Here is a 20,116-nt window from a genome sequence, read left to right as displayed (position 1 = left end):
TGTCCGTCCATCGCCCTGCGTCTGGCATAATGGCCCCAGGCATCCCGCCGCCGGGGCATCGGAACGCGCGGGCCGGATGATGCACGGCCGGACCCGGCCCCGGCGCGCATGGCGGCTGCGGTATCGTTGATCCATCCTCGTCACCCTTGTGGTGGCCATGCAAGCCGGGAACGAAGCGCCGCGTGGAACTGACCAACCAGATCATCCTGCTGGGCAGCCTGGTGCTGCTTCTGAGCGTACTGTCCAGTGTGGTGACCGCGCGCGTCGGCGCGCCCATTCTGCTGGTCTTCCTAATCATCGGCATGCTGCTGGGCGAGGAAGGCCCGGGCGGGGTGATCTTCCACGACGTTCAGTTGGCCCATCTGTTCGGCAGCCTGGCGCTGGCCATCATCCTGTTCGACGGCGGCCTGCGCACGCCGGTGAAGAACTTCCGCGTGGGTCTCAGACCCGCGGTGGTGCTGGCCACCTTCGGTGTGGTGATCACTGCCGCCATCACCGGCGCCTTCGCGGCCTGGTGGCTGGGCCTGCACTGGATGGAAGGCCTTCTGCTCGGCGCCATCGTGGGCTCCACCGACGCGGCGGCCGTGTTTTCACTGCTGCACAGCCGGGGCCTGGAGCTCAAGCAGCGCGTGGGGGCGACGCTGGAGATCGAGTCCGGCAGCAACGACCCGATGGCCATCTTCCTCACCATCGTGTTCATCGAACTGCTGGTCACGGGCCCGCAGAACATGGGGCTGGTGGTGCTCTGGGAGTTCATCCAGCAGATGGGTCTGGGCGCGATGATCGGCATTGCCGGCGGCTTCGCCTTCGTCTGGGTGATCAACCGGCTGGACCTTGCCCCCGGCCTGTATCCCCTGGCCGCGCTGGCCGCCGGCCTCACGGTGTTCGGCGTGGCGAGCCAGGTCAACGGTTCCGGTTTCCTGGCCATCTACCTGGCGGGACTGGTGCTGGGCAACCGGCCGCTGCAGGCCAGCCAGAACATCAACCGCTTTCACGACGGTATCGCGCGGCTCGCCCAGATCGGCATGTTTCTCATGCTCGGCATGCTGGTGACGCCGTCGCAGTTGATGCCAGTGGCCGTGGATGCCCTGCTCATTGCCGGCGTGCTGATCCTGCTGGCACGACCGGTCGCCGTCTGGCTGTCCCTGTTGCCGTTCCACTTTCCGTGGCGTGAACAGGGCTTCATCGCATGGGTGGGCCTGCGCGGCGCGGTGCCCATCATCCTCGCCCTGTTCCCCCTGCTTGCCGGCCTGGAACAGGCGGGCGACTTCTTTAACATTGTATTCTTCGTGGTGCTGATCTCGCTGCTGGTGCAGGGCTGGACCGTCGCGCCCGCGGCGCGCCTGCTGCGCCTGGAAGTGCCCCCGACGACCCACGTGGTGCAGCGCGTGGAACTGGATATTCCGGGGCAGCAGGAGATGGAACTCGTGGGTTACCGGCTGGCGAAAAACACCCCCGTGGTGGAGGAGAGGTGGACCAGTTTCGTGCTGCCCAGCAGCGTGCGCGTGGTGGCCCATCTGCGCGACAAGAAGCTGCTCGATTCCCTGGAACTCCTGGATCTGCGCGCCGGGGATTACCTGTATCTCATGGCCGCGCCCGATGACCTGCCGGATCTGGATCGCCTGTTCGTCCCCCGTGCAGCCCCCAAGCGGCTCTCCGAACAGGCGTTCTTCGGTGAGTTCGTGCTCAACGGTGATGCAAACCTGGGCGACCTTTCACTCGCTTACGGCCTTGTGCTGCCCGAGGGCGTCGCGGAACTGACGGTCGAGGATTACATCCGCGGCAGGCTGCCCACCGCGCCGGTCGTGGGCGACCGGCTGTCACTTGCCGGCGTGGAGTTCGTGGTGCGCGAGATGCAGGGCGCGCGCATCACCCGGGTGGGCCTTAAGCTTTCACATTAATCGGGGACTGCCCATCGTGGCCTTGTGAATCAGTCATCGGGTATTCGCCCGTTTCCCCATTCCCCATGACGGCGGTCTGTCCGTCCCTTTCGGTTCGTCGACGTTTGGCATGGAAAGCCATTGCCGGTGACGGCAGGATCGCCCGGAGGCTGAGCCCCTGCGAGGGATCAGGGCACGCCCGTAGGAGCCCGGTCCTCCGGGCGAATGGGGTTTGGTTTGTGCAGGATCGCCCGGAGGACCGGGCTCCTACGGGGGGAGATTGTCGTGCGGGTGTCCACGGACCCTCCGTGCTGATCGAATCCACCGATAACGTCGAAGAGCCTCCTTTTTCCCGTTCCGGAATGCGTGTCACACGCGCCGTCACACGCTGCCTCGCCAGAGTGATACGCCTGCAGGACCGGATGTGAACTCCGCCGTCGATTGTCTCGGCCGGATGCACCTTCGGTTTTGCCGGATGCCTTGTCGCACCCTGCAATCGACCATGCCGGTGCGGTAAAGGCGGGCGCCACGATACGTGAGAGGAGGTGAGCCATGACCAGAATCACGAACCAGTCGAACCCGGGGGGACCTGAGCCGGTTTCGCCGCATCAGCCCCCGCGACCCGGTGAGCGTCAACTGCAGGTCAGTCAGTGCCGCGGATTTCCAACGCCGGCTGCGGCGCTACTGATGGCGATGCTTGCGGTGTCAGTGCCGTTCGCCACGGCCCATGCGGAGCCGTCCGCAGCGCCGGAAGAGCCCGTGTTGTACAAGCGGCTGGGCGGCTACGATGCCATCGCCGCCGTGGTCGACGAACTGCTCGCCCGCATGGAAGGCAAGTTCGAGGGCTATTCCGAGCACAGCCGCATGCGGACCCGTCAGCTCATCGTCGATTTCATGTGCAGTGCCACCGGCGGGCCCTGCTTCTATGCGGGGCGTGACATCCATACCGCGCACGCGGGCCTCGGCATCACGCCCGTGGACTGGGAGGCGTTCGTCGGGGTGTTCGGCGAGGTCATGGGCGACTTCGATGTGCCGGCGCAGGAGCAGGAGGAACTGGCGACAATGCTGCTTCCCCTGGAGGGGGACATTGTCCAGCAGCCCCGTTGAGCGCCATCGATCACCCTGCTGCCGGGATTCGGCCCAAGCCGGTGGCCGGAATTCCCGGCCACCGGGGGTTTCGATGCGATGATCCAGGGTACGGCCGGGGGTCGCGCTGCGGCACGGCAATCTTTCCTATACTCCGGGGTACCTTGATGGATGGGGCGCAGCGTGCCTGATCCGGTGATACAGCGCGGACGCCGGTATGCGGCCGCCGTGTCCCCGATGCCCTGAATCCGCATCGTCGCGCCGGGGGGGCACCCCATGCCTCTGCGAACAACCTTTTTCTCCCTGCTGATCGGCAGCGTCCTGTGCCTGACGGGTTTCGGCGCCGCAGGGGGTGTTGTCAAGGTCGGCGGCGAGTGGACCCAGCGGGCACCGCTCCCGGATGCCCGCACGGAGGTCAGTGTCGCCACGGACGGCAAGCGCATCTTTCTCGGGGGCGGGTTCGTTCAGTCCGGGGAGAGGCGCGCCGACGCGCCGCGCGCCGTGTATGTCTATGAACCGGCGGCCGATACCTGGTCGCATCTGACCGATCTCCCGGAGGGGGTCAACCATGCCGGGCTGGTCTATCTGGACGACAGGCTATACGTGGTCGGCGGCTATCGCGAGAATACCTTCGAGCCGATCGACACGCTGCGCATCTTCGATCTGACAGCGGAGCAATGGTCCGAGGGCGCGCCGTTGCCGACCGCGCGCGGCGCGCATGCGACCGTGGTTCTGGACGGCCGTATCCATGCCATCGGCGGACGCACCCATGACCGTGCCGATGTGGGTGCGCACGAGGCCTACGACTCGGCAACAGATGCATGGGCAAGCCTGGCGCCGTTGCCGACACCGCGCAACCACCATGCCGGAGCGGTTGTCGACGGATCGATCGTGGTGCTCGCCGGGCGCGACGACGACAGCTTCGAGATGACCGTGAACGAGATCTATGATCCGCAGGCGGATCAATGGCGGACGGGTGCGCCGGTTCCCACGGGGCGAAGCGGCGTCGCCGCGGCGGTGCTCGATGGCCATGTCTATCTGTTCGGCGGCGAGACCTTCGTGCCGCGGCGCAGGACCTTCGACGAGGCCGAACGCTACGATCCCCGCACCGACGCCTGGGAAGTCCTGCCGGCCATGCCAACGGCGCGGCACGGTCTTGGTGCGGCGGCAGTGGACGGCGCCATCCATGTCATCTCGGGCGGCCCTGAAGCGGGCTTCGCCTTCAGCGATCGCAATGAGCGGCTCGTGCCCGGAGATGCACGTTGACTGAGGTGCCGCAGGGCCGGGCCCCGATCGGGATCTTCCATAAGGCGTGACGGCGCCATGACCGCCGCGTCCGGTTGTGAGGGAGGTGATGCCATGAAAAGCGCGGGATCGTACGTTCGACGTCTCTCGCTCGGGTTGCTGCTGGCGGGTTCGGGATGGCTTCCGTTCAGCACGTGGGCGGATGCCGGCGCCCCGAGCCTGCTTGAGCGGCTGGAAGGCCTTGGCCGGGCCCTGGAGGGTCTGGAAACGGACCTGGCCGAAACCGCACCGCGGGCGTCTGCCCCGATACACCCACAGGACGGCGGCGCCTATCCCGCGGGCTGGTTCACCGGGCCTTGCCGCGAACTGGGGAGGCCGGAGCAGCCTGTGATCGGCCAGGCCTACCAGGTCATCTCCACATACACCGCCTTCGAACTCTGGGAGGATGGGCGCTGGGACTTCGACGTCCGTGTCCAGCATCCGTATCGCGGACCCGGATACGCGTACGAATGTTCGCCGGACAAGGACCGCGTGCTCCTGCCGGCGCGATACGTACCGCGAAACCGGGGCAACCTGCGCTACAAGATGGTCGTGACCGGGACGATTCGTGACTTCGAGGTACGGCGCTGCCAGACGGTGGGCGGCGGGCCGTGTCCCGTGGAGGTCGGCCGCGAGGAGATCCGTGACGAGTTCGAGTTCACCGTGGCGCGGGAAGCGCGCTGACCCTGCACGCGTGTATTTGTGCCATTGACCGGGCTCCTACCGGATATCGTGGCCGGGCACCAACCCCCCCGGGGCGAACCAGCCCGGGCCAGACCCCGTTCGTCCGGATGAGAACCTACTGACAGATCACAACTGGCCGCTCGCCGGGCGGCACAATTCGAGCGCCTCGGACAGTGAAAAGGTCGCCACGAAGGCCCGGGCATCGTCGACCCCGAAGCTCGCGTAACAGCGGTCGGTGCCGGGCTCGTGTGCCAGGCCGGCACAAAACTCGATGCCCCGGCTGATGAAATGGAAAGGCTCCGACAGGGAGGGCACGCGCAGGCCCTCGTCCAGGTGTAAGAAACGGTGCAGGTAGACGCGCCTGCCGCCGGGCAGAACGGTCACCTCGTGGACCAGACAGAGCCAGCCGCCCGGTACGGCCAGGGCCTGGGAGCCGCCGCGCAGATGATCGAGAGCCAGCGGCGGGTGGTGCCGCTCGAGCTCCCTGGCCTGCCGGGTGTCGAAGTCGTATTGCAGGATCACCGTGGGGTCGCATCCGTAGACGAAGTAAAGCGCCCCGTCACGCACCAGGGGCATCCAGTTCTTCTGGTGCAGGTGGGCGTTGTAGCTTCGTTCGGGATGCACGGCGGTCACGCGTCCGTCGGGTTCGATGTCCAGGAGCGCGATCTCGCACCGCGCCCGGGGATCCCGGTCGCGGACCGTGCAGGTGGCGTGGAGCCTGCCGTTCAGGGAGAAGAGCCGGCAGTCCTCGAAGCCGCGAATCCGTGAACCGGCCGCCCGCGGACCCGGTGCATCATCCACGACGACGCGACTCCCGGTGACCGATAGGTCCCCGGAGAGCGTCACCAGCACATTGCGCGAGCGAATGACCCCTCCCGGGTCGTTGATCACGTAGCGGCCGTCGTCCGCGATGGTGTAATTGACACAGCGCACCATGGCCAGCATCCCGCCCTCGTGCAGGCAGAGCGAGGGGTTCATCGGGTGATCGCCCTCGTCGGCGGGCAAGCGGAGTTCACGGATCGACAGCCCGGGCAGCAGCTCGGCTGCCGGCCTGGCGTAGTGGGGCGCGTTGCGCCGGGCCGTGTCGCGGATCTCCCCCGGGACCTCCTGGGAGACCGACAGCGCGTGGCAATGCCGCCGGCCCGCCTCCCGGCGGGCAGGATCCCCGCAATAGAAACCGGAGATGCTCATCTCGTGGGGGAAGCCCCAGGTGTACGCGCGGTTGTCGATGAACAGCATGTCGTCGTGGGGATAGGGGATCGCGATGCCGGTTTCGCAGGCCGACATGGCCGCCTCGTGGTCCCCCGCCTGACGCAGGGCGCGGGCCAGCTCGTAAAGGGGTTCGGCACGGTGGGGCCGGCGCCGGTACGCCTGGAAGGAGAGGTCGATAAAGGCGGCGCTGTCGTTCAGCCTGAGATGACACAGCGCCAGGCGGTGGAGGGCGTACCAGACCTCCTCCTCCCAGCCACCGGCCTCGATCCGCTTCCGGTAGGCCTCGGCCGCGCCCGCGTACTCACCTGCATCGTAGAGGGTCTGGGCCAGGTAGAACCGGTAGCGTGCATTGTCCGGTTCCCGCCGCAGTCCCTCCTCCAGAAGCCGGAGATCGCGCGCGAACTTGTCCTTGCGGCTCGACCCCGAGGCGTGGTCCATGAACCACGCCCCTTCCAGGCGTTCGCGGCGGGCTTCGGTCCGGAGGACCTCGTGCGTGACCCCCGCGTAGCGCGCGGGCACGTGACGTCCCAGGATGCGGAGGTTGTGGTAACTCAGGGTGTTGCGTTGCAGCAGCAGGTAGGCGGGGGCGATCAGGCGGCGGCGCAGGGCGTCGGCCGGTTCGTCCAGGCGCAGTTCCATGTCCGCATCGCAGAACAGGATGTAGTCGAACGTCAGGTCCGACCCGCGGCACAGGTCCAGTGCTTCGTTGCGGGCCTGTTCGAAGTCGTGGAACGGGATCCGGTGCAACTCACCCGCAATCCGGCGGTCCGCGAAGAAGCCCTTGATCAGGGCCGCCGTGTCGTCCGTCGAGCCGGTGTCGCAGATGACCCAGCAGTCTGTCAGCGGCAGCAGGGATTCCAGGCAGCGCAGGATTCCCGGCGCCTCGTCCCTGACGATCATGTTGAGGCACAGGCGGGCGCTCATCGGCGGCAGACGGGCTGCCGGGGATCAGGGCAGGACCGTGCGTCGCCGTGCCACCAGCGCGGTCGCTGCAAGCAGCATGGCGAGCACGATCCAGCCCGCCGTGCCGAACACGGGAATCGCATGGGGCGACGACGCTGCGCCGGGTCGGCCGCCTCCGTTGCCGCCGTTCTCCGACTGTTGTGCGATGGAGACGAGCATCGCGCCGCAGCCCGCCAGGACCTGGTATGACGTGCTCGATGACAGGCCACCGACCGGTTCCGCGATGCACGCGAATGCCTGGAAGCTGGTTGAGCCGGCCAGGGTCGCCCCGGTACTGATCTGGCCATGATTGACCACGAACGTGTCCTGTCCCTGACCTGACAGCGGGAATACGGCGGCGAGCAGGAACACGAAGGGCAGGACCGGCGTTGCGAGCCATCGGGCGATTCGGTTCCGGCCGGCGCCGGCAGAGAATCTTGCGCAGGGTGCAGTCCGTGGCGTGCGTGGGTCGTCAGACACCTTCATCCCCCGTGGGTCCGATGGGACCCTCCTCGCCCTCGGAACCCTCCTCGCCGGCGGGCCCCGTGGGGCCCGTGGGTCCGGGTTCTCCCATGGCTCCCGTGGGTCCGGTGGGACCGGGTTCTCCGACGGGGCCCGTCGGTCCGGTGGGACCCACCGTGCCCTGGGCGGCGAACGCCGAGCCGGTGATGCGCAGGTTGGGTGACAGGGTCTCGCCCTCGACGGTCACCTCCAGATAATGCGCGTAGCCGAAGGTGTCGCTGGGGCCGCTGCCGAACAGGCCGGTGGGAAAGGGCGTCACGCTGCCGAGATGAACACTGAAGAAGCCTCCCTGGACTGCCACGGAGGGGTGGAGCTCCTTCCACGGATCCAGGCTCGGCAGCGGGTTTCCGGTCCCGTCGACGATCCGGAAGGCCATCTCGAAGTTGCCTGTCCGTGCCGCTCCGTCCGAGCCCGTGAGGAATCCCTGGTAGGTCAGCACCATGGGCACGGTTGACGCCAGTGACCGCATCGCACTCGCGAGGCCGCCGATGCTGATCGTCAGGGCGACCCCGCGGGTCAGGAAGCTTCGCCTCGTGATCTTGCGTGCCATCCCCCATCCCCCTGTTTGTGCTGTCACGATCAGACGCGTCTCCCTGGTACCCGGGAGTCCTGAGGAACGGTAGCAGTCCAGGGTTGCCCGGGCAATGCTTGTGTGCCGCCATGATCCACGCGATCACCGTGCCCATGGCAACCGCGGTGATTGCGGTCGACAAAAGGCAGCGCGCCTGAGCGGGCGCAAACCGATGGGTTACACTTGTCGTTCGCCATCATCGCGCGCACCGGAGCCATGCCCCGCCTGAACCGAAGTCTGCAAGCACACGGGACCGCCGGGTTCGAGACCACGCTCAAGGAGGAGATCGTGGCGCTCGGTCCGCAGGTGCTGCCCCTGCAGCAGGGCCTCACCTCGGGGAGCGTCGGCCTGGGTGACCGGCTGGGCGCCATGATCCTGCGCACCAGCGAGACGCCCCGGACCCTGCATGTGAGGGCGGGCATCTTCTATACCAGCATCATCGCCGGCTGCGCCTGCGCCGACGATCCCACCTTCGTCGGCGAGAACACCGAGTATTGCGAGGTGGACCTGGAGATCGACCGGGAGACGGGCGAGGTGCGGGTGAGCCTGGCCGAGGGGTGAAGATTCAAGATTCAAGGTTCAAAGTTCAAAGTTCAAAGTTCAACGTGTGTCGGATCCGGGCAGCGAGCGGGGGGCGCTATCCCTTTGAATCCGGCGTTTTGAATTTTGAATCTTGAATCTTGAATCTTCAGCCCTTCCTTCCCGCGCCCAGCGCACGCCAGATCCAGCCCTCGGGACGGTCCCGCCCGGTGAGCACGAACTCCAGTGCGTGGGGTTCGCGCAGGGCATGGGCGATGGGCGCGGCGCTCGTGAACTGACCACAGAACAGGATCCGATCCCCGGGGTGCAGGGGCACCTCGTCGCCGGGAGCCAGCACCCGGTCCCCGTCCTCCGCCCGCTGCAGCAGTAGCGCCACGCACGGACGCCGTTCGTGGGCGGGATGATCGGCCTTGAGCAGCTCACCCAGGGTGACGGTCCCGCCGGACAGCCGCTTCAGCAGCGCGGGTGCGGTCGCCTCATCCAGGGTCACGCTCCACACCGCGGGCACCCGCTCGCCCACCACGGCCGTGATGCGGGCCACCATCTCGTTGGCCCAGCCGGTGTCCTGCTCGCGTCCGAGCCCGAAGAACTGCGCAAGCAGCGGCGAGGTGAGGTGGGACAGGATGGCTTCGGCGATGATCTCGTCGTGGCGCATCACCAGGCCCAGGTCCGCGGCGTCGAACAGGAGTGCGTTGTCCCGCCTGTTCTGACGCCCCACCGTGAACAATTCCGGATTGAGTTCCCGCGCGGTCATCAGGATGGACAGGTTGTTGGCGTCCCGAGCGGTCCCGGCCACGATGGCCGCGGCCGACTCGATGCCCGCCTCGCGCAGGGTGTCCGCCTCGGTGCCCCGGCCTCGGATGCAGCCGGGTGGACAGCCGGTGCCCTCCGGGTCCTCCTCGATGACGGTGGTCTCGATGCCCTGCCCGGCGAGGCCCGCATGCACGGCCTTGCCGAAGCGTCCGAAGCCGCACAGAATCCAGCGCCCACGGGGCGGCTCGATGGGCATGGGCAGCCGGCTGCCAGGGATGCTGCTCAACCATTCGTGCAGCAGGTGGTGCGCCGGGGAGCGCAGGGCGAGGGCAAGCCGGTCGCCGAAAATCTCGAAGGGGTTGATCACATGCTCGGTGCCGAACGAGGCCATGTTCCTTTCCGTGTCCTGGCGCTCCGCGCGGCAGATCACCGGAAGCTCGGGGTTGAGCAGCTTCGCGGTGATAGCGATCTTCAGGTTCGCCTCGTCGTGGTTGGTGAGCGCCACCACGCCCCGGCAGAACGGGTTGAGCAGACCGGCCTCCATGAGCCTTGCCGAGACGCTGGCGTCGCCGCACAGGCCCGGCACGTGAATGTGGTAATCCTCCAGCGTCAGTTCGTTGATGCGCTCCTGGTCACGCTCGATGATCACCGCGAAGCGGTTGCGCCTGAGCAGCGAGCGCACCAGCAGGGCGCCCGTGTCTCCGTAGCCGCACACGATGTGGAAAGGTTCCCGCAGACGGCGGATGCTGCGATCGAAGGCGTGCTGGCTGACGGCCAGCTTGAAGGCAGGGTCCTGGAGCAGGGTTAGGGTCTTGCCGATCGCGTACAGCCATGCCACCACCGAGAGGTAGATGGTGGCCGTGGTCCACATGCGCTGCGCATCGCTGAAGGTATGGGGGATCTCGCCGAAGCCGATGGTGGTGGCCATGTAGCTGACGAAATAGAAGGCATGGAAGATATCCATGCGCCAGGGCTCGCCCTGGTCGTCCACACCCGGGATCAGCACCAGGCCGGTGACCGAGATGCTGTATGCCGCCGTCAGCACCAGCAACGGCGGGCGCATGCGCCTGAGGAACAGAAACAGGACCTTGCTCATGGCGGGCTCACCGGCGCATGGCGACTGCGTCGGTGATCAGCAGCACCACGGAGATCACGTTGGCGATCACCGCCCCGGCGGCCAGCGAGACGATGCTGGCCATGAGCAGGGCATCCAGGCCGGATGCGCTGACATGGGTGGCGTAGGCCCAGACCACCGCAGCCGCGCCCAATTGCAGGACCGCCACCAGGGAGCTTGCCAGCATCAGCGCCCCGGTCTGCGTGCGGTCACCGAACTTGAGCACCATGGCGATCAGGTTCACGACGATGGCGGCGAACAACTCGTAGGTGTTGTGATGGGCCGGGTTGTCGATCTCTCCCAGGACGAATCCGAAGTTGAGCGTCAGTGCCATAAAGATGAAGAAACCGAATACCACCTTCTCAAGGTTCATGGAGATCCCCCTTCAGTTGTTGCCGTCGCTGCCTTCTTCTTCGGGTACCTGTGCGGGCGGCAGCACAAGCTCCCGTGGTCGTTCCCGGATGCGTGCCAGGTAGGCTCTGAGCAGGCGATCCACGGCCCCGATGCGCGTGCCGCGCGCCCGGAGCGCAACGTACAGGGCCAGCGCGAAGCTCACCCAGAGATTCACGGCACCGATCAGCAGCACGAACACCAGGAAAGGCAGCAGCGCCGCCGCATGGCCCGCATGCGACGTGGCCGCGTAGCCCAGGTTCGCGGAGCCGAAGGCCACGTGCTGGATGTCCAGCGGCAGGCTCAGCAGGTAGCCCAGGTAGGCCGTGATCCCCAGCAGGACGCCGAAGAAGAAGTTGCCTGCCAGGGCGCCGTAGTTGTGGTCGATGAAGCCGGCGAAACGCTCGCGGGTATCCCCGGACAGGAACCGCGTCAGCAACGGGTGCCCCCGAAGCCGGCCGGGCAGGTCCATGTAGGCGCAGCGGTTGTCGAAGAACCCGGAGATCAGTCCGGCCACGAACAGCCATACGCCCGCGATGGCCGCATGAAACAGGGCGAGCCCGGCAAAGGGTGTGAGCTTGTGGAGCTGGTACTGTGCCTGTGCCGCGTCCAGCACCGGCGCCTCCAGGAACGCACCGTACAGCCAGCCCACCCCCACGGCCACGGGCAGTGCGACGCTCACGTTGCCCAGCACGGCCACCAGCTGTGAGCGTCCCACCTGGATCAGCAGGTCCGCCAGCCTGTCCGGGCTGGCGATGCCCTTTTCCGTCTCCTCGATGGCGGCCGCCAGCCGCGCGGCGGTCATGGCGGGCTGTTTGGTGGCCACGGTGAAATTCAGGATGTGAATGAGTACGAAACCGAGCCCGTAGTTCAGGCACACCCAGAACGTGTTGAGGCCGGGACCCAGGCCCATGGCTTCGATCTCGATCTTGATCAGCGCCATGAAGGCGATGATCAGGCCCGCACCCGCGCCGCTTCGAAACATCTGCAGATACTCGGCGCGGTTGGTGGTGATGTAGTGCTCGCCCGTTTCGCTGGCCTGCTGGGTGATGCTGCGCGCCAGCAGCCTCATGTTCTCCTGCCAGAGGGAGCGGAGGCTGTTGCGGCGCGCGTTGGCGATCACCAGTTCCCGGAGCATCTGCACGGACGCGGCACGCCGGGCGTCGGTGTCGGAAGGATCCAGCATGTCCAGCAGGCCGGCGATGCGGTTCAGGGTCTGGGTCAGGCGTTCCAGCAGATGGGTGAGCGAGATGCTGCTGCCGTCGGTCACCGCGCGCTTGCGAAACACGTCGATCTGTTCCCGGCACTGTTCCAGGAGCACCCGGGCGTGGCGGTCGTCGTGAAAGTCTGCCTCCGGATCGGCAAGCCAGGCCCGGTAGCCCTCCACGTAATCCGCAAGCTCCCGGTGCAGCGCCACGAAGGCCGAATGCCGCTTGGCGATGGATGGGTCGAGCCGGAGGAACTCCGGTTCCAGTTCCTCGGCGGCCACCCACACGGCCAGCATCTCCAGGGAGTAGAGGATCTCCTCGCTGGCCCTGCGCGCGATCTTCGAGGATTCCCCGGACAGGCAGCCCAGTCCCTCCAGCAGGCGCCACCAGGCATCATTGGGCAGTGCCGCGACCCATTGCACGTCCTTCGGATCGTGGAAGACGCAGGCGAGGATGTCCCTGAGATTGCTGCGATCCAGCGGCCTCGGGTTGAGTCGTTCGTAAAGGCGCTCCCGGAACTCCCGCACGAAACCCTTGCGGGAGTAGAGCCCGATCTCCGTATACAGGGTGAGGTGGCGCGCCGATTCCAGTTCCGATTCCAGACGTTCACGCAGTCGGTCGCGAACGGACGGACGGTCCTCCAGCGCCAGGGCCAATTGCTCGATGCGTGTGACCACGGCCGCCACGGTTGGTCTGGAAGGTGGCGGGCGCAGCCAGTCGATGATCTGCCGCAGGGTGTCGGCCAGGTCCGGGGCATCGCCGGCCTCCAGTGCCGAAAGCAGCGACTCCGCGGTCCGTTCGTTCATCGATCACCGTCCAGGGAATGCCAAGGGCTTTCATCGTCGGGGCAGGGCGGACACAGCGGCCCTGTTCTTTTGTCGGCAGATTATCACAGGCGGACTGCCGGGCCGCCGGCCGGTCCCGGCACCGGGGCTGAGACGTCGGGGGCATGTCGCTCGAAGGCGACACTAAACCCCGGTGCGTTCCGAGCCGGCAAACCGGCGTGAAGCCAGCCGCGCGGCGCTGCGACCGCCTCCGGGACGCCCGGGGTTTGGTCTCACGCCGGAACCCGTGTCGCACCGGGGCGACAGACCTGCAGCGGGTACGGCTTCGCTGCGGGTGCCTGTGCCGGGCCGGGTGTCGCCCGGATGCGACAACCGCGGCCCTTCCGCGGGTGGTCGGGGATGGCCGATTCCGGCGCCGTCGACGGACCCGCCAAACGGTCCGGAAGGCCGTCAAACGGCGGAATTTCAGGCACATGGCGTCGATATGCCCCCCGGCCCGAAGGGGCTCCCGGGCGGCTTCACGGCAAACTGGCACGCCGGTTGCAACACTCCAGGTCAACCACACGCCGACATCCGCCGGACCTGTCCGGTAACGAATGCCCGGCGCGGTGAGATCCGAAACCCAGGAGGGCTTTTATGAACACGAGATTTCGCAAGACGTTGATGGCCACCGCGATCGCGGCGCTGATGACTTCACCCGCATGGGCGCAGACCGACACGCGGGATCTTCCGGATGCTGTGCCGGAGTCCGCGCCCGGACAATCCATGGAGGGCGCACCGCCCGTATCGCCCGCGCCGGAGGACCGCGGCGGCTACCTGGCGCCTGATGCTGCGGGCAGCAATAACCCGCTGTATACGATGACACCCAATCAGCTGCGCCGCGGCGACGTGATCGACGCGGATGGCGAGAAGGTCGGCACCATCAAGACAGTGGTGCTCAACCCCGATCACGAAAGCATCCACGCGGTCGTCTCCTCCGGAGGGATCCTGGGATTCGGCGCACGGGAGATCACCATCTCCTTCGACGAGATGCGGCTGTCCGATGACAAGGTGCAGGTCAGAACCACGAAGGAAGAACTGATGGAACGCGCCGGCTACGTGCCGGAGGAATACGTCGAACTGGAACCCGACCGCCCGATCAGCGAGTTCTCCGCTTTTGAGCCGATGCCGGATGAAGAGCCCGGTGCGGGCCCCGTGCCCGAGCCGCCGCTCTGATCCGATCGTGCAACAACCGCAGCGTCTGGTCTCCCAGGCAGGCGCTGCGGTTCCTTTTAATCCTGCCAGGCGGCGAGCCCCGCCGTGCCGGGGTCGACCCGTGCGTCGCAACGGCTGAGCACGAGACGCGGCGGGTCGAACGAGAAGATGAACGGCCCCGCGCGCTGCAGCACGTTGAGCCCGAGGATCGGGCGGGTGCTGCCGGGAAAGACCGCCGCTTCGACATCGCGCATCCAGCACGCCTCGCCGATGCTGACGGATTCGATGGCATAGACGGGTACGTTCAGTTCGCTGCCATCGGCCAGTCTGCCGCGCAGATCCCTCACGAAGGTCGCCTGGCCGCCTTCCTTCAGGGTATGCAGTATGTCCTCGTTGATGGTCATGTAACCGGACCCGGTATCGACCATCAGGTCCACCTCGCCCAGTCCCGTGATCCGCCCCGGCACGTAGAACGTGGCGCCGCCCTTGGAACGCATGTCGACGGCGGTTTCGAATTCGCCGGCCAGGGACACGGTGGCGGTGCCCATCAGCAGTACGAGGAGCGCGCAGGCGATGAATCTTTGCATGTCTGACCTACCGGAAGGCCGCAGTGGTGCGGCGCGGGGGCGTACGGGCCCGAACGAACGTATTGGGGAAATGCAGCCCCAGTATCCGGGGTGCGGACGACGCGGGTCAAGGAAGCGGGCAGGAGTGACGGGAACCGTAGGATGGGCAAAGCGCAGCGTGCCCATGCGGAGGGGCGGGATCAGGAGTGACGGGAACCGTAGGATGGGCAAAGCGCAGCGTGCCCATGCGGAAGGGCGGGATCAGGAGTGAGGAGGTCAGTGACAAGTGACAAGAGAAGGGAGGGGTTGCGCTCCTCACCCCTCACTCCCCTGATACTCGTTGTACTTCTTCGAACTGCCCCGCACCCGGTCGGCCGGGTACTTGGCTTCGTTGAGGGCGATCTTGTCCTCCACGGCGGCCATGAGATCGACACCGAGGCGATCGGAGAGGCGAATCAGGTAGATGAAGATATCCGCCATCTCGAGGCGCACCTCCTCCAGCTTGTCCGGCGGCAGCCGGTAGCTCTGCTCTTCGGTGAGCCACTGGAAGTGCTCGATGAGTTCGCCTGCCTCGCCGATGAGTGCCATGGCCATATTCTTGGGGGAGTGAAACTGCTCCCAGTCCCGGGCCCGGGCGAATTCACGCAGGCGCTCGTTGAGATCGTGCAGTGCATTGTCCATGGTTCTGCTCCCGGAAATTCATGTTGTATGGTAAGTGGTCCGTGTTCCCGGTTCGCGCATGACATGCCGGCCGGCCCCGATCGTCGACACCCGCGCAAGCGGCGGTCTTCAGCCCTGCTCCAGTTCGGCGCGAATCTGCAGGAAGCGCAGGAGGTCCTTGAGCACGAGCATGCCGACGACCCGGTCGCCCTCGGTCACCACCAGCCGGCTGCTCTCGCTGCGCTGCATCTGTTCCAGGGCCTCGTTGGCATCCGCGTCGGCGTCCACGGTGTGGGCCTCGCCGAACTTCCGGCACGTGTCCCCGACCCGGGTTCGTGCCCATGTGTCCCGCGGCACGGTTTGCACCTGGCGGAGGCTGGTGTATCCCAGCAGACGCCCGTCCCGGACCACCGGGAAGATGTCGAAGGCGTGGTGGTAGAGGTATCTGTCCACGAAGTCCTGGAGGGTCGTGTCCGAGGGCACGGTGACCGGGTCGGTGGTCATGAAGCGCCGTACCGTCTGGCCCTTGAGGGCCAGTTGGGTCACGAGATGCTGGTAGCTGGCGATGGCGGCGCCGCGGATGAACAGCCCGATCAGGAACCACCACATCCCGCCGATGAAGTTGCCGGAGAGGAAGCTGTAGATTCCCAGGGCTACCAGCAGCAGGCCGAAGCCCTGGCCCAGCCGGGACGCCCAGAGCGTCGCCCGGCGCATGTCCCCCGACCAGCGCCAGAGGGCGGCCCGGAACACCCTGCCGCCGTCCATGGGAAATCCGGGCACCATGTTGAACACGGCCAGCAGCAGGTTGATGAAACCCAGGTAACCGGCGACGCCGGCAATGTGCTGGGGCACGCCCAGCGCCATCATGACCACCGCGGCCAGATAGAAGACGCCGGCCAGGATCACGCTGGCGATGGGTCCGGCGATGGCCATCCAGAATTCCTCCCCCGGCCGTTTGGGCTCGGCCTGCAGTTCGGCCATGCCGCCGAACAGGAACAGGGTGATGCCGCCCACCGGCAGACCGTAGGCGCGGGCGACCAGGGAATGGCTCAGCTCATGGAACAGCAGCGAGAAGAACAGCCCCAGCATGCCCACCAGGCCCATGAGCCAGTATGTGGACGGGGCGAGGCCGGGGAAGGCGAACGGGAACAGCGCCGCCGCCAGCGACCAAGTGATCAGCAGCGCCAGGAACAGCCAGCTGACATTGGCCCGGACCTCGAAGCCGAGCACCCGGAACAGCCTGAAGCTTTCACCGAACATCGCCACCCGTCTCCGTCAGGTCCGCCGGGTTCCCGGCGGTTCCCGGCCATCTTGCCAGCATGGGTCGGGTCGCGCATCCGCCGCCGTCGCCGACCGGCGCCTCGCGGGGCCGCCGGACCCTTGAAAACCGCGTGGGCGTCCCCAGAAAAATATCTGCCATGGCAGAGGTGACCATCGGCAAGCGGGCCGAGACGCAGCCGCGGCGCATCGAGGTGCTGCACTGATCGGCGCCTCGCCTGCGAAGACAGGAAAGGGCGGGGATCTTCCCCGCCCTTTCTTCTGAGTTTGCCACGAGCCGGGTTGAACACCCGCCCCGGCCGCTGCCGGACTGCCGTGGTCGTGCCCTCCGGCTGCCGAAATGGCCGCGTGGACGTCCTCCAGGTAGTGAACATACTGGACATACGCCTCCACGAACTCGCGGCCCGCGGCGACGCTTTCACCGGCCTGCGCCCTGGCGGGGGCTGACACAGGCCGACAGGCCGTACCACCCGTGCCGGAGGTCAGCCGGCCGGGTGGACGTTCATCGTTCCCCTGCCAGCGTGGACCCGGCGGGGCCGTCCGGGGCCTCAGCCTGCCCGTCACCGAACCGTGACCAGCTCCTTCCCCCATCCCGGCTCTCACGCAGGGCCTGCGCCCTGGTGCGCGGATCCATGGTCACCGCATAGAGGGTATCGGGATCGGTCGGATCCGACGCAAGATGCAGGATGAACCAGCCGTCGAACCCGGATACGGACTGCCAGTCCAGTTCGGGTTCGCTTGCGCGGAGCAGGCCAATGCCCGCCATGAATGCGTAGACATCACCTCCCGGGGTCACATGCACCTTCGTGGCGGGCTGCGGGGCCGGGTGGATCCGATGCCATGTCCGGCCGGCGTCGGCGCTCCTGAGCAGCCCTCCCTGTGTGGCCGCGTAGACCGCATCCGCATCCGTACTTGACCCGGCGAGTGCGATGAGCCCATCCGGCAGGGGTCCCATCATCTCCCATCTGTGCCCCGCGTCCGTGCTGCGCTGCAGGCCGCGGTAGGCGCCGTAGATCACGTCGGGATCGGCCTTGCTCACATCCATCTGGTGGAAGTCCACCGGGCCGTTGAGACCGTCCGAACGCTTCTGCCAGCTTCTGCCGTGATCCTTCGAGACGATGAAGCCCAGGTTGCCGCCTTGGGCGGGATGGCCGCTGGCGAAGAGTACACGCGGGTCGTCGGGGTGGGCCGTGAAGCCCATGAGATCGTCTTCGTGATCGGAGATCAGCCGGGCGCTTCCATCCGGAGCAACGCCATAGAGGCCGTGATGGGTTGCGAGGTAGATCAGCGAAGGATCGTCGCCCGCCACCGCAACGCCGTGAAAATGCGTCCGCTCACCGAGCTCGGCAAGGGTTGTGTCATCGGACAGGACTGAAGGGGACCAACCAACAATGGCGGCCAATGCAGCGGTGCCGGCAAGAAACGGCATCAGTTTCGGAGTCTTGAACATGGCTGTTGCCTCACTCGGATGGGTTGCGGCGAACGGCGGGCGCTGATTCCGGAAGCCCGCAGGGCGCTTTGCAGGGCAGAGTCGCATCCTGCATATAGTCAGAGTGGAGATGGGGGCGCGCGGTTCCGGCCTCCGGACCGTGCCTGCAGCGCATGGATCGCTGGCGAGACATCACAGTTCAGGCACGGGGAACAAGGCCAGAGGCAGCGCCGGTCGAGCGACCCGGGCCGTGCTCACAACCCCAGGCGCAGGCCAAACAGCAGCTGATACAGGAGAAAGCCTCCGCTCAGCAACCCGCCGCACCACGGCACCCAGCCGGGCAGGTCCAGCCCGTCTGCACGCGGACCCTGCACGTGCTTGACGCGCAGCAGCGCGAAGTTGATCAGCGAGAACAGCGCCAGGGTGATGATGCTGGTCAGCATCGCAAGCGACAGCAGGGGCAGGGCCAGCGCAAAGGCCAGGATCAGGCCGCCCACCACGGCCACGGCGCGCATCGGCGTCCGGCGGCGCGGCGACAGCCGGTTGAGACCGTCCGGCAGCCAACCCTGGCGGCTCATGCCGTAGAGCACCCGGCTGCCCTTGATGATCTGGATCAGCGCCCCGTTCAGGACCGACACCACGCCGATCAGCCCCAGCACCACCGCCGGGTGGCCGGTCTGTTCGGTGTAGACGCGCGCCAGCGGGGCGTGGCTGGCGGCCAGTTCGGCGGCGGGCAGGGTCAGCACCACGGCCACCGCCACCACCAGATAGAAGCCGGTGGTCACCAGCAGCGCGATGACGATGGCGCGCGGCATGGTCCGCTCGGGCATCCGGGTCTCTTCGGCAAGATTGACGATGTCCTCGAAGCCGATGTAGGCATAGAAGGCGACGAAGGCACCCAGCAGTATCCCCAGCCAGATGCCACCCTGCGCGGCGGGCAGCAGCTCGGGCCAGCGTTGCGGCAGGGTGGCCAGATGCGGGCCGGTCGCCCAGATGACCAGGCACAGCCCGACCATGCTGGCCAGCGTCATCAGCCCGGCGATGATGACCGATTCGTTGACCCCCCAGGCGGCGATGAGCGCGAGCGCGACCACCAGCGTGATGATGGTCAGGACTTCGGGCAGCGGATAGAACACCTGCAGATAACCGATTACGCCATGCACCAGTGTCGCGCTGGACACCACGCCGATGGCGATGATCGCAAGTCCCACCAGTTGCGAGATCCGCCGGCTGCCGAAGGCCTCGTGCACGTAGACCGCCTCGCCGGCGCACTTGGGGAAACGCGCCGCCAGTTCCGCGTAGGCCAGCGCGGAGAACACCGCAAGACCCGCGGCGAGCAGAAAGGCGACGGGGGTGAACATGCCGGCGAAGCCGGCCACCTTGCCGATCAGGACATAGATGCCCGCGCCGAGGATTGTGCCGATGCCGTAGAACGCGACCAGGGTCAGGTTGAGGCTGCGCTTGAGCGCGGTGTGCGGCGTCGCGGGCATGGCGCATTGTATCGCCGCGGCACGCAGGCCGGACAGCCGGCCGGGGAGTCAGCCGTTTTCGCGTTTGCAGTACGGCCCCGGTGGGCCCGGCAAAGGGAGGGAGGAATCGGCAGCCCGGAATGCACAGACGTACTCATGCCCCCCGGTTGCCGGGGCGCGTCGAACATCAGCGCCGGGCGTTTCTTCCTAGCCCAGGCGCATCAACAACAGCAGCACGACGAGCAGGAGTGCGGCCGCCTGCGCGATGACCCGTGCCGCCATCAGGTGATGGCTGTGTTCCCGGTCGAACTGCCCGCCATGGGCCATGGATGCCACGCCGGTGATCAGCGTGGCGGCGGTGGCGACGACCGCGACCACCAGCAGCAGCATAAGCAGGGTATCCATCGGACTCACCTCCGGCCCGCCGGACCATCCGGCACCCAGGGCGGAAAACCATGCCTGTGCGCCGGATGGCCGGGCGGGCCTCATGGGGCTCGTGTTGGCCCCGGTGAGACCACTACAAAACATTCCGCGGGCAACGGCGTTGAC

At 66.9% G+C, this 20,116-nt stretch carries 18 protein-coding genes; 6 read left to right on the top strand and 12 right to left on the bottom strand.

Annotation, left to right across the window (positions count from 1 at the left end; genetic code table 11):
- Window positions 1-182: 182 nt before the first annotated feature.
- The 4 genes from THITHI_RS0107980 (at window position 183) to THITHI_RS0107965 (ending at window position 4,934) form a co-directional block, all read left to right on the top strand.
- Entirely contained in the window at window positions 183-1,901 is a 1,719-nt protein-coding gene (locus tag THITHI_RS0107980) for a potassium/proton antiporter (protein WP_018232556.1), read from the top strand.
- Window positions 1,902-2,432: 531 nt separating this feature from the next.
- Window positions 2,433-2,987 (top strand): group I truncated hemoglobin, encoded by a 555-nt coding sequence (locus THITHI_RS18675; RefSeq protein ID WP_083908680.1) that lies wholly within the window; start codon window positions 2,433-2,435, stop codon window positions 2,985-2,987.
- 255 nt (window positions 2,988-3,242) lie between these two features.
- Complete coding sequence (locus tag THITHI_RS0107970; RefSeq protein ID WP_018232554.1) at window positions 3,243-4,232, top strand: Kelch repeat-containing protein; 990 nt, start codon at window positions 3,243-3,245, stop codon at window positions 4,230-4,232.
- Between the two features lie 93 nt (window positions 4,233-4,325).
- Window positions 4,326-4,934 (top strand): hypothetical protein, encoded by a 609-nt coding sequence (locus tag THITHI_RS0107965; protein WP_156820500.1) that lies wholly within the window; start codon window positions 4,326-4,328, stop codon window positions 4,932-4,934.
- 126 nt (window positions 4,935-5,060) lie between these two features.
- Here the strand turns inward: THITHI_RS0107965 and THITHI_RS19760 are convergent, their stop codons facing one another.
- The 3 genes from THITHI_RS19760 to THITHI_RS18665 are packed head-to-tail and all read right to left on the bottom strand — an operon-like array spanning window position 5,061 to window position 8,160.
- Window positions 5,061-7,070, bottom strand: coding sequence for a glycosyltransferase (locus tag THITHI_RS19760; protein ID WP_018232552.1), 2,010 nt, complete (start codon window positions 7,068-7,070; stop codon window positions 5,061-5,063).
- Window positions 7,071-7,094: 24 nt separating this feature from the next.
- A complete protein-coding gene (locus THITHI_RS0107955) occupies window positions 7,095-7,568 on the bottom strand; it encodes a hypothetical protein (protein ID WP_156820499.1) in 474 nt (157 codons plus the stop codon).
- A complete protein-coding gene (locus THITHI_RS18665) occupies window positions 7,561-8,160 on the bottom strand; it encodes a collagen-like protein (protein ID WP_018232550.1) in 600 nt (199 codons plus the stop codon). Before THITHI_RS18665 ends, THITHI_RS0107955 begins: the two co-directional genes overlap by 8 nt.
- Window positions 8,161-8,364: 204 nt before the next feature.
- Here THITHI_RS18665 and THITHI_RS0107945 point away from each other — a divergent pair, with 204 nt between their 5' ends.
- Window positions 8,365-8,742 carry a hypothetical protein gene (locus THITHI_RS0107945; protein WP_018232549.1) on the top strand — a complete coding sequence of 126 codons (378 nt, stop codon included), beginning with the start codon at window positions 8,365-8,367 and terminating at the stop codon, window positions 8,740-8,742.
- 127 nt (window positions 8,743-8,869) lie between these two features.
- Here the strand turns inward: THITHI_RS0107945 and THITHI_RS0107940 are convergent, their stop codons facing one another.
- The 3 genes from THITHI_RS0107940 to THITHI_RS0107930 are packed head-to-tail and all read right to left on the bottom strand — an operon-like array spanning window position 8,870 to window position 12,992.
- Window positions 8,870-10,570, bottom strand: a complete 1,701-nt coding sequence (locus THITHI_RS0107940) for a potassium channel family protein (RefSeq protein ID WP_018232548.1) — start codon at window positions 10,568-10,570, stop codon at window positions 8,870-8,872.
- 7 nt (window positions 10,571-10,577) lie between these two features.
- Window positions 10,578-10,961, bottom strand: a complete 384-nt coding sequence (locus THITHI_RS0107935; protein ID WP_018232547.1) for a DUF6394 family protein — start codon at window positions 10,959-10,961, stop codon at window positions 10,578-10,580.
- A 12-nt stretch (window positions 10,962-10,973) separates the two neighbouring features.
- Window positions 10,974-12,992 (bottom strand): site-specific recombinase, encoded by a 2,019-nt coding sequence (locus THITHI_RS0107930; protein WP_018232546.1) that lies wholly within the window; start codon window positions 12,990-12,992, stop codon window positions 10,974-10,976.
- A gap of 642 nt (window positions 12,993-13,634) precedes the next feature.
- Between THITHI_RS0107930 and THITHI_RS19755 the strand changes: the two genes are divergently transcribed.
- Window positions 13,635-14,186 (top strand): PRC-barrel domain-containing protein, encoded by a 552-nt coding sequence (locus tag THITHI_RS19755; protein WP_198005587.1) that lies wholly within the window; start codon window positions 13,635-13,637, stop codon window positions 14,184-14,186.
- A gap of 56 nt (window positions 14,187-14,242) precedes the next feature.
- Here the strand turns inward: THITHI_RS19755 and THITHI_RS0107920 are convergent, their stop codons facing one another.
- The 6 genes from THITHI_RS0107920 to THITHI_RS20780 all read right to left on the bottom strand — a co-directional run bounded on the left by THITHI_RS0107920 (window position 14,243) and on the right by THITHI_RS20780 (window position 19,972).
- Entirely contained in the window at window positions 14,243-14,752 is a 510-nt protein-coding gene (locus tag THITHI_RS0107920) for a retropepsin-like aspartic protease (protein WP_018232544.1), read from the bottom strand.
- Window positions 14,753-15,046: 294 nt separating this feature from the next.
- Window positions 15,047-15,412, bottom strand: coding sequence for a nucleotide pyrophosphohydrolase (locus THITHI_RS0107915; protein WP_018232543.1), 366 nt, complete (start codon window positions 15,410-15,412; stop codon window positions 15,047-15,049).
- A 108-nt stretch (window positions 15,413-15,520) separates the two neighbouring features.
- Window positions 15,521-16,651, bottom strand: a complete 1,131-nt coding sequence (locus THITHI_RS0107910) for a site-2 protease family protein (RefSeq protein WP_018232542.1) — start codon at window positions 16,649-16,651, stop codon at window positions 15,521-15,523.
- 520 nt (window positions 16,652-17,171) lie between these two features.
- Window positions 17,172-18,119 carry a F510_1955 family glycosylhydrolase gene (locus THITHI_RS18655; RefSeq protein WP_018232540.1) on the bottom strand — a complete coding sequence of 316 codons (948 nt, stop codon included), beginning with the start codon at window positions 18,117-18,119 and terminating at the stop codon, window positions 17,172-17,174.
- A gap of 233 nt (window positions 18,120-18,352) precedes the next feature.
- Window positions 18,353-19,588: an APC family permease gene (locus THITHI_RS0107895; protein ID WP_018232539.1), complete on the bottom strand. Its 1,236-nt coding sequence runs from the start codon at window positions 19,586-19,588 to the stop codon at window positions 18,353-18,355.
- A gap of 186 nt (window positions 19,589-19,774) precedes the next feature.
- Window positions 19,775-19,972: a twin transmembrane helix small protein gene (locus THITHI_RS20780; RefSeq protein ID WP_018232538.1), complete on the bottom strand. Its 198-nt coding sequence runs from the start codon at window positions 19,970-19,972 to the stop codon at window positions 19,775-19,777.
- Window positions 19,973-20,116 lie beyond the last annotated feature (144 nt).

It is taken from the genome of Thioalkalivibrio thiocyanodenitrificans ARhD 1 (genome assembly GCF_000378965.1).
GTDB classification, from domain to species: Bacteria; Pseudomonadota; Gammaproteobacteria; order Ectothiorhodospirales; family Ectothiorhodospiraceae; genus Thioalkalivibrio_A; species Thioalkalivibrio_A thiocyanodenitrificans.
The sequence above is the reverse complement of the archived record's forward strand: the minus strand, read 5'-3'. Positions and strand labels throughout refer to the sequence as shown.

Coding starts and splice junctions, on each gene's coding strand:
- THITHI_RS18675 (WP_083908680.1), top strand. CDS start 2,433: ATGACCAGAATCACGAACCAGTCGAACCCGGGGGGACCTGAGCCGGTT.
- THITHI_RS0107970 (WP_018232554.1), top strand. CDS start 3,243: ATGCCTCTGCGAACAACCTTTTTCTCCCTGCTGATCGGCAGCGTCCTG.
- THITHI_RS0107965 (WP_156820500.1), top strand. CDS start 4,326: ATGAAAAGCGCGGGATCGTACGTTCGACGTCTCTCGCTCGGGTTGCTG.
- THITHI_RS19760 (WP_018232552.1), bottom strand. CDS start 7,070: ATGAGCGCCCGCCTGTGCCTCAACATGATCGTCAGGGACGAGGCGCCG.
- THITHI_RS18665 (WP_018232550.1), bottom strand. CDS start 8,160: ATGGCACGCAAGATCACGAGGCGAAGCTTCCTGACCCGCGGGGTCGCC.
- THITHI_RS0107940 (WP_018232548.1), bottom strand. CDS start 10,570: ATGAGCAAGGTCCTGTTTCTGTTCCTCAGGCGCATGCGCCCGCCGTTG.
- THITHI_RS0107935 (WP_018232547.1), bottom strand. CDS start 10,961: ATGAACCTTGAGAAGGTGGTATTCGGTTTCTTCATCTTTATGGCACTG.
- THITHI_RS0107930 (WP_018232546.1), bottom strand. CDS start 12,992: ATGAACGAACGGACCGCGGAGTCGCTGCTTTCGGCACTGGAGGCCGGC.
- THITHI_RS19755 (WP_198005587.1), top strand. CDS start 13,635: ATGGCCACCGCGATCGCGGCGCTGATGACTTCACCCGCATGGGCGCAG.
- THITHI_RS0107920 (WP_018232544.1), bottom strand. CDS start 14,752: ATGCAAAGATTCATCGCCTGCGCGCTCCTCGTACTGCTGATGGGCACC.
- THITHI_RS0107915 (WP_018232543.1), bottom strand. CDS start 15,412: ATGGACAATGCACTGCACGATCTCAACGAGCGCCTGCGTGAATTCGCC.
- THITHI_RS0107910 (WP_018232542.1), bottom strand. CDS start 16,651: ATGTTCGGTGAAAGCTTCAGGCTGTTCCGGGTGCTCGGCTTCGAGGTC.
- THITHI_RS18655 (WP_018232540.1), bottom strand. CDS start 18,119: ATGTTCAAGACTCCGAAACTGATGCCGTTTCTTGCCGGCACCGCTGCA.
- THITHI_RS0107895 (WP_018232539.1), bottom strand. CDS start 19,588: ATGCCCGCGACGCCGCACACCGCGCTCAAGCGCAGCCTCAACCTGACC.
- THITHI_RS20780 (WP_018232538.1), bottom strand. CDS start 19,972: ATGGATACCCTGCTTATGCTGCTGCTGGTGGTCGCGGTCGTCGCCACC.